The organism is Sphingomonas suaedae (assembly GCF_007833215.1).
Lineage (GTDB): Bacteria > Pseudomonadota > Alphaproteobacteria > Sphingomonadales > Sphingomonadaceae > Sphingomonas > Sphingomonas suaedae.
In genome coordinates this window covers 2,773,719-2,785,113 of record NZ_CP042239.1, presented here as the reverse complement: position 1 = coordinate 2,785,113, position 11,395 = coordinate 2,773,719, and the positions used below count along the sequence as shown (strand labels likewise).

Here is an 11,395-nt window from a genome sequence, read left to right as displayed (position 1 = left end):
CCTCAATCGCCCTTATAGGGCGCGAAGCCGGACAGGCCACGCAGATATTGCGCATGAATGGTGACCGTGGTGCCGCCGGGACCGACCGAGATCGCGGCTTCCTTCAGCTCGGGACGGCTGCGGCCGAGCTTGCGGTTGCTGGCGAACCCCGCGCCGTCGCGCCAGAAGTTGAACTTGTTCTTGCCGTCGCGATCATGGGTGAACAGCAGCGCGTAACGGCCCGCGCGCGGCGCGCGGATGCACAGCCGCACCGGCCCCGATTGCGGCGTCGGCGTCCAGATGCGGGCGAAGAACTTGCCCTCATTCTTCAGCTTGGTGTCGTCCTTGAGGAAATCATCCTCATTGGCGGGATAGAGTTCGAGCTTGAGCCGTCCGGTGCGATCCTTGAGCCCGGTAACGTTGACTCGCACCGCCGGACTGGCGCCGGTACACGCCGCATCGGCATCGATCAGGATCTGCGCGAAGGCTGGCGCCGCCGACAGGAGGAAGGGCACGGGGAGGAGAGCAAGCGCGAAGCGGGGGATCATAATTCCTTCCTGACGAGGCCATAGAGACCGAAGATCGCGAACAGCACGACATGGACGAGCAGGGTGAGCGCGGCAGTGAATGCCATCAGCTCGGACAATGCCTGTCCCTGCCCGATCAATATGATCGCGAAGTTGGCGAAAAGAAGGTCCTTGTTCGGCACGAAGGGAAGACGCGACACCAAAAGCCGCGCAGCGGCCAGCACCAGCCACATGCCGAGCGACACGTCGGGCATTGCGAAATGCCAGGCGCAGGCGACCAGGATCGAACCTGCAAGGATGCGCAGCGAATGGATGCCGAAGATCCACCACAAGGTGTTCCTGGCGAGCGAAAAGACCCGTTTCGAGAACACGAGGAACGGCACCGACATGACGATGATGACGCCGATCGATACCAAAGCGGTCTTGTATTGAGCGGGGCTTAGAAGATCGGTCGCAAGCGGCAGCGCTAGTCCCAGCATCAACAGGGTGATCGCATTGCCCGCAATGGCCGACAGGATCGAGACGTCCTTGACCGCGCCGAACGGGGCGGCGACCATCTTCGTGCGTTGCCGGGCCCAGGCATAGAAATAGGCTTCGCCCGAATAGCCCAGCACGACTTCGTTTGCGATTCGCTTGCGGTGGAGCGCCACCATGCCGGAGGCGGGAATGCGCCACAGCTTGCGAAAGATAAGATAGTCGAAGGTCGGCGGGCCGAGATAAAAGAGCGCGAAGAAGACGTAGAAGATCCAGCTGTCCGGCGCCGTGCGCGACAGCCCGGCCAGCCCCTTGTCGAGCAGTTCATTGGCGAGACCCGCCATCATCAGCAGCGAGACGGCGGCGCCCAGCAGCATCGGCCAGCGGCGGCGAATCTTCTCGATCGGCTCCAGGCCGACAAGCGCAGCGGCTTCCGGAAGCGGAGCCGGATCGGCAACGGTCGTGTTCATCGAGGCTTGCGCTCCCGGGGGTTCAACATAGGCCAAGCAGGTCGCCCTTCTCCGGGGAACGTTGCGGCCGTGTTTCACTGTGTCACGACCTGTTCTGGTTCCACATCTCGCCCGTTCGCGCCAGATTGCGGTTTCTTCGCGGGGCGATTTGGGCTTTAGCAGGGCAAGCTGCAAGACCATGCCCGATCAAACGCCCTCTGCCTCGCATATATTGAGCTTTGCTCAGACGCTCCAGGGGGGCGGTGTCGAGCGCGCGATGCTACGCATGGCGGACGGATGGGCGCGCGCCGGGCGGCGGGTTACACTGGTGATCGGCGATGCGGGCGGGGCGCTCGCGCATGAGCTGCCCGGCGGCGTGGCGGTGCATAAGCTTGGCAATCCAGCCTATCGCGCATTGTTCGGCCTGCCTGCGCTGGTGCGCGAGCTGGCGCCGGACGTCGTTTTCTGCCCCGGCAATCATTATACCAGCGCCGCCTGGTGGCTGAAGCGACGGCTGCGTGGTGCCTGCCCGCCAATTGCGGGCAAGATGTCGAACGCGCTCGTGCGGCCCGATCTTCCGCGCGGCGCCGGGATGGCCTATCGCGCGTGGCTGCGGATGCATCCATCCTTTCTCGACGCGGTGGTGGCGATGACCCCGGCGATGGCGGGGGAGGCCGTGCGGGCGATGGGCATCCGCGCCGACCGGCTTCACGTCATCCCCAATCCGCCCGCGCTGCCGATTCCGGGCGCGCCGCAGCCAAGGCTTCCCGCGGGACGCTTCATTCTCGGCGTCGGACGGCTCGCGCCGCAAAAGCGGTGGGACCGGTTGATCGCTGCGCTGCCCCGGCTGATCGACCCGGCGGTCAGCCTCGTCATCCTGGGCGAAGGCGAGGAGCGCGCTGCGCTGGAGCGGCTCGTCGCGCGGCTGGGTCTGGCGGACCGGGTGTCGATGCCGGGCCATGCGCCCGATCCGCTGCCCGCCATCGCACGCGCCGACCTCGTCGCGCTCACCTCCGAGTTCGAGGGCGTTCCGGGCGTCGTGCGCGAGGCGCTGGCCGCCGGCACCCCCGTCGTGGCGACCGATTCGAGCGTCGCGATCCACGAACTGATCGATTCGGCGTCGCGCGGATCGGTGGTTCAGCCGGGGGACCGCGCGCGGCTGGTGGCGGCGCTCAACCACTGGCTGATGCCCGGCAGGGTGCGCCCGGAGCCGCTGGCCGAGACGGGGCCGGAGCCGATTGCCGCCTATCTGGATCTGTTCGACGCGCTGGCAGCCCGGTGACTCTGAGCTAATCGTTCCAGCGGCCCAGCATCTCGCCGACCGTCGCGATTCGCGCAGGTGAGGACGCACGCGCGCGGGGGACGAATTGCGGCGCGGTTGCTCCGCCGGCAGGCCCCCCCGACAAGGGCCTTCGCGCCAACGCATGGGGATGGCGCGCCGCCTCGGCAAGCGACAATACCGGCGTCACGCAGGCAGCGCCGTCGGGAAAGCGGGCGACCCACTCGTCGCGCGTGCGGCTTGCGAAGCGGCGGGCAAACTCGCGCGCCATTTGCGGCCATCCGGCGCGGTCGAATTGGGGAATCTTGCGCGCATCGAGACCAAGTTCGCCACACAATGCGGTAAAATGCGCGGGATCGATCGCCCCGACTGCAACATGCCGATCGTCGGCGCAGCGATAGCAGCGATAGAATGGCGCGCCGCCGTCGATCAGATTGGCCTCCCGCCGATCGATCCAGCGGGCCGATCCGAACAGGCTTTGGGTCAGCGCCATCAATGTGCCGACACCGTCACTCGCCGCCGCATCGACGATCCGCCCCTCGCCGCTCGCCTGCGCGCCCAGGATCGCGCTGACCATCCCCAGCGCCAGGAACAGCCCGCCGCCTGCATGGTCGCCGATCAGGTTTAGCGGTACCGTCGGCGCTTCGGCAGTGCCGATTGCGTGCAACGCGCCGCTGAGCGCCAGGACATTGATGTCGCCCCCGGGCCGTTCGGCCATCGGCCCGTCCTGGCCCCAGCTGCTCGCCCGGCCATAGACGAGGCGCGGGTTGCGCGCGCGGCACCGATCCGGCCCCAGCCCCAGAGCATCGGCCGATCCCGGCGGCATCCCCTCGATCACGCCATCGGCCCGGTCGATCAGGTCGAGCAATTCGGAAAGCGCAGCCGGGTGGCGGAAATCGAGGGTCAGTTCATAGCGTCCGCGATACAGGGTCGGAACGATGCTGCTCGCGCTCGTCCCGGGCTGGACGACGCGCACCACATCGGCGCCGAGATCGGCGAGCAACATCGCCGCAAACGGCACCGCGCCGATCGCATCCAGTTCGACGATCCGCACTCCCGCCAGTGGTCCCGATGCCTGCACCCCATAATCTCCACCGCAAATTTCCCCGCCACGATCCGGGTGGCCGTATCCGCCAGTTTCGGCTAGCGCCGCATGATGAGCAAGCCGCACATTGTCGCGCTTGGCGGAACGTCCCGCCCCGAATCGGCCACCGGCCGCGCGCTCGCCCGCTGCCTCGCCATTGCGGACGAGGCGGGCGCGCGCACGACATTGTTGACCGGGGAGGCGATCAACTTCCCGCCCTATGAACTGTGCGATCCGGCTCCCCAGGGAAATATCGCCCAGTTCGTGGAAGTGCTGCGCAGCGCCGACGCGGTAATCATCGGGTCGCCCGGCTATCACGGCACGCTGTCGGGACTGGTCAAGAATGCGCTCGACCATGTCGAGCTGCTGCGCGGCGACGATCGCGCTTATTTCGACCGGATGCCGGTCGGAATGGTCGCGACCGCAGGTGGGTGGCAGGCGGCGGTTTCGACCATGGGAGCGCTGCGCACCGTGGTCCACGCCCTGCGCGGCTGGCCGACCCCGCTGGGGGTTGCGATCAACATGGGCGCCGATGGTGATCCGCTGGCGGATGCGGAGTCCCAGCTGCGCATGATGGTCGGACAGATTCTGTGGTTCCTTGAACGCTGATCTGGTTGCGAAGCCGTTAACCGGATCGTGACGCTCGCGCGCATAGGGTGGGGGCATGGGCAATGGCTTTTCCCACTCTGCTGAACCGCGCCGTCGCAGCACGCGTACCATATTGGTCGTGGACGATAGCCGTACCAACCTGCACGTCATCGGCGCGCGGCTCGGCGCGATGGGTTATATGGTCGTGCTCGCCGACAACGGGCGTGAGGCGCTGGACCTGATCACGGGACGCGGCTTTGACCTCATCCTGCTCGATATGGTGATGCCGGGGATGAGCGGTCTGGATGTGCTGGCGGAGATACGCGCCGCGCCCGATACCGCCGATCTTCCCGTCATCATGATTACCGCGCTCAGTGATCCGCGCGGCGCGGTCGACGCGCTCGCGGTCGGCGCAGACGACCATGTCGCCAAGCCGTTCGATTTCGACGTGCTGGGCGCGCGAATCGACCGTACGCTCGGTCGCGCCGGTCGCATCGCCGAATTGAAGCGCGCGGTCGCATCGCTCGATGCGCGGATCGCGGCGCGCGCGATCGAACTGGGGGAAGCGCGCAGCGAACTGGCCGTTACCCGCGCCGATCGCGCCAGGCTGGTCAGCTCGATCCAGTCGCTCAATGCGCAGGTCGAGGCGCTCAGCGGAACCAGTGGCGCCTGACGAACCACAGGCCGACGCCCACCGCAATCGCCAGGCTGAACCCGGTGATCGCCCAGAATGAACCCGCATGATGGGCATAGGGAATGCCATCGACATTCATCCCGAACAGGCCGGTGATGAAGGTCAGCGGCAGAAACACCATCGCCACCACCGCGATCAGCAGCGACCGCTGGTCGATGACTTCCGCGCGCAAATCGGTCAGCGTTTCGTGGATCAGCGCCGCGCGCTCGCGGATGCTCTCCAGTTCCTCGGCCATCCGCGCCGCGCGATCCGCCGCAGCACCGATATGCAGCCGGTCCTCGTCGCTCAGCCATGCCACCGCCAGTCCCGCCAGCTTTTCCAGCGCCACCCGCTGGGGATACAGGAAGCGGCGATAGCCGATCGCCTGGCGTCGGACATGATTGACGTTGCGGCGCAGGTCGAACGCCATGCGTGGATCGAGCTGCTCCTCGCAATCGTCGAGCGAATCGCCAAGCTGTGCGACCTCGGGATCGAGCTGTTCGGTGATCGCCCCGGCAAGCGTGGCGATCAGATCTCCCGCATCGCTGATCTGCCCCGCCTCGATCGCTTCGCGCGCCGCATCCAGCGCATCGAGCGGCAGCCGCGTCACCGAAATCACCCGCGCCCCATCCGCGCGCAGCCGGATCGAGGCGAGCGGATCGCTGCTCGCCATCGCCGCGTGCGTCATGCCGCGCAGGTTGAGCACCGCCGCGCCATCGATCTGCTCGCAGCGCGGCCGGGTTTCCAGCGCAGTGAGCGCGTCGATCGTGAAATGATCCAGCCCCGCATTGTCGCGCAGCCAGTCCTGCACCTCCTCGTCGCGTGAGGTAAGGTGAATCCACACGAACCCGCCCTGCGCGCAAACCGCTTCGTGCGGGTCGAGGCGTCGGGTGGCGCCCTCCGCGACCTGATAGGCAAAGCCGCTCATGGGGCGGGGGAGAGATCGACGGTGAGGCCGGGCAAGCCGACCGGCGGTGTGTCGCAGACGATCCGTTCGGCATCGGCACGAGCACGGTCCAGGATCGCGGCGGGGATTTCGGCGCGATGGCTCAGCCGGTCGGCCTGGGCGAGCAGGCGGGCCTGGCGCAGCGTCAGGTCATCGGGGTCGGGCGAAGTCAGGACGATCGTCTCGATCCGGTCTTCGGGCGCCTCGGCATCGGCCAGCCAGCGCGCGACCGCGCCGCTGTCCTGTTCCCTCAGCGGATCGAGCGGTCCGGCCAGCGCGGCGCCGAGCGCTCGTCGCCGCGCGCCGCCATCGGGCCAGCGCGCGCGGATCGCCTCGCGCGCCTGGGCCAACGCATCCGCGAGTGCGCCAAGGCCGGCGGGAATCAGGGGCTCGATCCGCTGGCGCAGCGCCGCTGCCAGCCCTGCCGAGGCGCCGCCGGTGCCGATCGCGATCGTCACCGGATCGCGCTCGATAATTGCGGGCAGCGTGAAGTCGCACAGATCGGGACGGTCGGCGACATTGAGTAGCATCCCGCGCGCCTTGAGTCGCGCCACCACAGGCTCGGGATCGTCGCACGCGATCAGGGCGACGGACGCGTTCCCGTCCTCGCCGACGAGGACCGCCCCCGCGCGTTCGAGCAAGCGGCGCTTGGCCTCGGCCATCGCGCCGTCGCCCACCAGAATCACCGGCCGCCCGTCCAGCCGCAAAAAGACGGGCAGGCCGGAGCGTTTCACCGCACCCACTCGGGGACGCGCTCGGCCCCCATGATCGTTTCGGGCTGGATGCGGTCCGCAACCACCGCGAACCTGTCGCCCGACACCAGCACCTCGGGCACCAGCGCGCGGCTGTTGTAGGTCGACGCCATGGTCGCGCCATAGGCGCCTGCAGTGCGGAACACACCGAGGTCGCCCGATTTCACGACATCGATCTCGCGCCCCATCGCGAAGGTATCGCCGGTTTCGCACACAGGGCCTGCGATGTTGGCGACGAACTTCTCGCCGGTCGGCGCGACCGCCTCGAACGCGTGATAGGCGTCGTAGAGCGCCGGGCGGGCGAGGTCGTTCATCGCCGCATCGACAATGACATAGGGATGGCCCGCTGCGGGCTTGACCCAGATCACTTCGGTGACGAGCAGCCCGGCATTGCCGCAGATGAAGCGCCCCGGCTCGAACATCAGCGTCACGTCCCAGTCGGCGGTGACGCGCCTGACCATCGCACCGAAGTCCTCGGCGCTCGAGACCTGGTCGTCCGGCTCATAGGGAACGCCGAGCCCGCCGCCGAGATCGACATGGGTGATCGCGTGCCCGGCGGCGCGCAGCTGCGCGACCAGCTCGCCGACGCGCGTGTACGCGGCTTCGAGCGGGGCGAGCGTCTTGAGCTGGCTGCCGATATGGATCGCCACGCCGCGCAGGTTCATTCCAGGCCGCTTGGCGAGCCGATCGAAGATCGCGGGTGCGCGGTCGATCGCGACGCCGAACTTGTTTTCCGCCTTGCCGGTCGAAATCTTGGCATGGGTGCCGGCATCCACATCAGGATTGACGCGCAGTACCGCCGGAGCCGACTTCCCTTGTGCGTGGGCGAGGTCGGCGAGCACTTCGCCCTCCTCTTCCAGCTCCAGGTTGAACTGGCCGATCCCCTCGTCCAGCCCGAGCTGAAGCTCGGCGCGCGTCTTGCCCACGCCGGAAAAGACGATGTCCTCGGGCTTCATCCCCGCCGCCAGCGCGCGCTTGAGTTCGCCGCCCGACACGACATCGGCGCCATAGCCTTGTTTGGCCAGCACGCCGAGGACAGCGAGGTTCGGATTGGCCTTGATCGCAAAGGCGATGTGCACGCGTGGCAGATCAGCCAGCGCGGCCTTGAGCACCTGTGCGTGGCGTTCGAGCGTCGCGGTCGAATAGACGTAGACGGGCGTGCCGACAGCTTCCGCAATAGCGGAAATCGGCACGTCTTCGGCGTGAAGCACGCCGTTCCTGCGATTGAAATGGTCCATGATGGCTTTCGTGTGAAATCAGGTCTGGGGCGGAAGCTCGAACTCGTCGCTGCGGCGTTCCTCGGAGCTGCGCAGCACTTCGTCGCTTCGCGTCGGGCGGGTCTGGGGCGGCGGGGTCATCAGTTCGCCCGCTTTGGGCGTCGCCACCGCGCCATAGGGCGCGGGCGGCAGGCTGCTCCCCGCCTCGGGTTTGAGTTCGCCGCGATTGCCGCAGGCCGCCAGCGTCGCCGCCGCCAGGATCAGGATCACGGTCCGCATCGCTTATTCTCCTCTTGCCGCGCGCGCCGCAGCGATCGCCTGGCGCACCCGGCTCGGCGCGGTGCCGCCAAAACTGGTGCGGCTCGCCACCGAAGCATCGACGCTCAATACGCCGAAAATCCGCGCGTCGATACGCTGGTCGATCGCCTGCAACTCGGCAAGGTCGAGCTGGTCGAGCCGAACGCCCTTCGCCTCCGCCGCCGCGACCGCGCGGCCGGTGATGTGATGTGCCTCGCGGAACGGGATGCCCGCTTCGCGCACCAGCCAATCGGCCAGATCGGTCGCGGTCGAGAAGCCACTTTCGGCAAGGCCCCGCATCCGGTCGGTCCGGAACGCTGCACTCTCGACCATCCCGGTCATCGCCGCGATCGACAGCGCCAGCAGGTCGTGCGCCTCGAACACCGGCGGCTTGTCGTCCTGCATGTCCTTCGAATAGGCGAGCGGGAGGCCCTTCATCGTGATCATCAGCGCGGTGAGGCAGCCGACGATGCGCCCGCTATGCCCGCGCACCAGCTCCGCCGCGTCGGGATTGCGCTTTTGCGGCATGATCGAGCTGCCCGTCGACCACTGGTCGCTGAGCTTCACGAACCCGAACGGCTGGCTCGCCCAGATCACGAACTCTTCGGCAAGGCGGCTGAGATGCAACGAACATTGCGCCGCCGCCATCAGATAATCGAGCGCGAAGTCGCGGTCGCTCACGGCATCGAGCGAGTTGCGGGTCGGCCCGTCAAAGCCCAGCGCGCTCGCCGTCATCTCCCGGTCGAGCGGAAACCCCGTCCCCGCCAGCGCCGCCGAGCCCAGCGGGCAGAGATTGCCCCGCGCGCGATTGTCGGTGAAGCGGCTGAGGTCGCGCGCGATCATCTCGACATAGGCCATCAGGTGATGCCCCAACGTCACCGGCTGCGCGCTTTGCAGATGGGTGAAGCCCGGCATCACGCTGTCGGCATGTTCCTCCGCCCGCGCCAGCAGCGCGTCCTGCAGCGCGGCGAGCGCGGCGAGTACCTGATCGGTCGCGTCACGTACCCATAGCCGGAAATCGGTGGCGACCTGATCGTTGCGGCTGCGCGCGGTGTGCAGCCGCCCCGCCACCGGTCCGATCTTCTCGGCCAGCCGCGATTCGGTCAGCATATGAATGTCTTCGAGCGCCAGATCCTCGGGCACCCCGTCGCGTGCATAATCGGCGGCGACCGCATCCAGACCGGCGGAAATCGTCGCGGCGTCCTCCGCCGAAACGATACCCTGCTGCCCCAGCATCGCGACATGCGCTTTCGATCCGGCGATGTCCTGACGCCACATTCGCTTGTCGAACGGGATCGATGCGTTAATCTCACGCATCACCGACGACGGGCCTTCGGAAAAGCGCCCGCCCCACATGGAATTGGAGCCTGTCTTGCGCTCGACGATCGCGCTTCTCCTTATTACGGGCCTTGGTATTGCGGGCTGCGATAAGCCCAAGGCGCCCGACCCGCAAGCAACCGCAACTGTCGCCGCCGAAAGCACGGCTGGGGCGGAAGCTTCGGACGAACCCGAGCGCGTCGGCACGCTCGACCGGAGCAAGAAGGGGCAGGCCGCGCCGGACTTCGCCTTTCTCGATCCGTCGGGAAAGCAGGTGACGCTGGCGGCATTCCGCGGCAAGCCGCTACTCCTCAACCTCTGGGCCACCTGGTGCGCTCCGTGCGTCCGCGAAATGCCGACGCTCGACCGGCTCGCGGTGCGCGAGGGGGAGAAACTGCAGGTGCTGGTGGTCAGCCAGGACCTGGAGGGCGCGGAGAAAGTTACGCCCTTCTTTGAGAAGGCGAAATTCGCCGCGCTCCAGCCCTATCTCGACCCCGGCGTCAAATTTTCGACCGGCTATGGCGTCAACCTGCCGACGACGATCCTCTACGACGCTGAGGGTAAGGAAATGTGGCGGGTGTCCGGCGACATGGACTGGGACGGCGAGACTGCGGCTGCGTGGATTGCGGAGGCGGGCTAGACATATGACGCCGCCTATCGAGGAAACCCCTTATTGTCGGTTGTACATCGACACGCGTGCATCCGATGACGATGTTCAGGCACTTTTGGACCAGTCGACGTCGAAGGAATTCGATGGATTGCGGGTTTGGGCGGACAACTTCAAAAATGATGCATATCTAGCGGAGCGGAGTGCTCGCAAGCCGTACTGTCCGATTGAGGCATCGCGCTGGACAGCGGAAGTCGATGCCGAAGACAGCGATCCTGAAAGCCATGAGTGCTTTCAAGCGGGTGTCGTGGCTATGATCCGCAGTCTGCGCGCGTGCGGAATGATAGTGACTGCCTCCTGCGACTTTGAGGATCGCGTGGCATCGGAGACTGGTTGGAACTGGAGCAGCGAGACCACCGAACCGCTCCGCGGCTGACTACCCAACCTCCAACCCCCGCGCCACCAGGGCCGCGACATCCGCCGCCTCGGCATCTTCGCTTCGCGCGTCGTAGCGCAGGCCCAAAAACAGATCCCCCGCTTACACCCTCCCGCGCAGCTCCAACGCCCGCGCGAACACCGCCTCGAACATCTCCGCCGTCAGTCGCCCGGTATTCTGGTTGTAGCGCGAGCAGTGATAGCTATCGATCAGCACGCGCCCGTCGGGCATATGATGTTCGGCGAGGTGGCCGAAGCGGCATTTGGGCAGCTTGCCGCCCAAGATCTTGACCGCGCTTTGGTGGGCAATCTGACCCAGCGCCACGAAGATGCGGGCATTGGTAAGCTGGTCGACCTGCGCTTCTGCGAAAGGGCGGCAGGTCCGCACCTCTTCGGGTGTCGGCTTGTTTTCCGGCGGCAGGCATTTGACCGAATTGACGATGATCGTGCCGTGAAGCCGAAACCCATCATCGGCGCGGTTTGCGTAGGTGCCGCTCGTGAAGCCGAACTTCGCCAGCGTGGCAAACATCAGATCCCCAGCATAGTCTCCGGTGAACGGACGCCCGGTGCGGTTCGCGCCATGCTTGCCCGGTGCAAGGCCGATGATGCCCAGCCATGCGTCGGGATCGCCGAACGCCGGGACCGGGGCGTTCCACCAGTCGGGATAGTCCGCTCGCAGCCCCTCCCGCAACGCAACCAGGCGCGGGCAGCGCGGGCAATCGTGCGGTGGCTCGGTCTGCGGAAGCGGGCTTGGCGGGATCATGACGCAGC

14 protein-coding genes are annotated in these 11,395 nt (G+C 66.8%); 5 read left to right on the top strand and 9 right to left on the bottom strand.

All coding sequences use genetic code 11. The annotated features are described in order from the left end of the window. Positions 1-2: 2 nt before the first annotated feature. Positions 3-527 carry a DUF2141 domain-containing protein gene (locus tag FPZ54_RS13180; RefSeq protein ID WP_145847880.1) on the bottom strand — a complete coding sequence of 175 codons (525 nt, stop codon included), beginning with the start codon at positions 525-527 and terminating at the stop codon, positions 3-5. Then, complete coding sequence (locus FPZ54_RS13175) at positions 524-1,450, bottom strand: hypothetical protein (protein WP_145847878.1); 927 nt, start codon at positions 1,448-1,450, stop codon at positions 524-526. The genes FPZ54_RS13180 and FPZ54_RS13175 overlap by 4 nt, the downstream gene beginning before the upstream one ends. A gap of 178 nt (positions 1,451-1,628) precedes the next feature. On the opposite strand from FPZ54_RS13175, the gene FPZ54_RS13170 reads away from it, so the two are divergent. Then, complete coding sequence (locus FPZ54_RS13170; protein WP_145847876.1) at positions 1,629-2,711, top strand: glycosyltransferase; 1,083 nt, start codon at positions 1,629-1,631, stop codon at positions 2,709-2,711. Between the two features lie 7 nt (positions 2,712-2,718). Here the strand turns inward: FPZ54_RS13170 and FPZ54_RS13165 are convergent, their stop codons facing one another. Next, positions 2,719-3,789 (bottom strand): CaiB/BaiF CoA transferase family protein, encoded by a 1,071-nt coding sequence (locus FPZ54_RS13165; protein WP_145847874.1) that lies wholly within the window; start codon positions 3,787-3,789, stop codon positions 2,719-2,721. 72 nt (positions 3,790-3,861) lie between these two features. On the opposite strand from FPZ54_RS13165, the gene FPZ54_RS13160 reads away from it, so the two are divergent. Next, positions 3,862-4,401, top strand: coding sequence for an NADPH-dependent FMN reductase (locus tag FPZ54_RS13160; RefSeq protein ID WP_239019575.1), 540 nt, complete (start codon positions 3,862-3,864; stop codon positions 4,399-4,401). Positions 4,402-4,519: 118 nt separating this feature from the next. Then, positions 4,520-5,053: a response regulator gene (locus tag FPZ54_RS13155; protein ID WP_239019574.1), complete on the top strand. Its 534-nt coding sequence runs from the start codon at positions 4,520-4,522 to the stop codon at positions 5,051-5,053. On the opposite strand, the gene FPZ54_RS13150 is transcribed toward FPZ54_RS13155, so the two are convergent. From FPZ54_RS13150 to argH, 5 genes are read right to left on the bottom strand one after another with little or no spacing between them, the layout of a single operon-like run. Further along, a complete protein-coding gene (locus tag FPZ54_RS13150; RefSeq protein ID WP_145847870.1) occupies positions 5,031-5,981 on the bottom strand; it encodes a zinc transporter ZntB in 951 nt (316 codons plus the stop codon). The two genes, FPZ54_RS13155 and FPZ54_RS13150, sit on opposite strands and share 23 nt — an antisense overlap. Further along, complete coding sequence (locus FPZ54_RS13145) at positions 5,978-6,733, bottom strand: precorrin-2 dehydrogenase/sirohydrochlorin ferrochelatase family protein (protein WP_239019573.1); 756 nt, start codon at positions 6,731-6,733, stop codon at positions 5,978-5,980. Before FPZ54_RS13145 ends, FPZ54_RS13150 begins: the two co-directional genes overlap by 4 nt. After that, entirely contained in the window at positions 6,730-7,989 is a 1,260-nt protein-coding gene (gene lysA, locus FPZ54_RS13140) for a diaminopimelate decarboxylase (RefSeq protein ID WP_145847868.1), read from the bottom strand. Before lysA ends, FPZ54_RS13145 begins: the two co-directional genes overlap by 4 nt. Positions 7,990-8,007: 18 nt before the next feature. Continuing rightward, positions 8,008-8,247, bottom strand: coding sequence for a hypothetical protein (locus FPZ54_RS13135; protein ID WP_145847866.1), 240 nt, complete (start codon positions 8,245-8,247; stop codon positions 8,008-8,010). A gap of 3 nt (positions 8,248-8,250) precedes the next feature. Then, positions 8,251-9,621, bottom strand: coding sequence for an argininosuccinate lyase (gene argH / locus FPZ54_RS13130; protein ID WP_145847864.1), 1,371 nt, complete (start codon positions 9,619-9,621; stop codon positions 8,251-8,253). A gap of 16 nt (positions 9,622-9,637) precedes the next feature. Between argH and FPZ54_RS13125 the strand changes: the two genes are divergently transcribed. Both FPZ54_RS13125 and FPZ54_RS13120 read left to right on the top strand, forming a co-directional pair. After that, entirely contained in the window at positions 9,638-10,222 is a 585-nt protein-coding gene (locus FPZ54_RS13125; protein WP_338419513.1) for a TlpA family protein disulfide reductase, read from the top strand. 4 nt (positions 10,223-10,226) lie between these two features. Further along, positions 10,227-10,625, top strand: a complete 399-nt coding sequence (locus FPZ54_RS13120) for a hypothetical protein (protein ID WP_145847861.1) — start codon at positions 10,227-10,229, stop codon at positions 10,623-10,625. A 102-nt stretch (positions 10,626-10,727) separates the two neighbouring features. Here FPZ54_RS13120 and FPZ54_RS13115 read toward each other — a convergent pair whose 3' ends face one another. Then, on the bottom strand, positions 10,728-11,387 hold the full coding sequence (locus tag FPZ54_RS13115; RefSeq protein ID WP_145847859.1) for a uracil-DNA glycosylase: 660 nt from the start codon (positions 11,385-11,387) through the stop codon (positions 10,728-10,730). Positions 11,388-11,395: the final 8 nt, after the last annotated feature.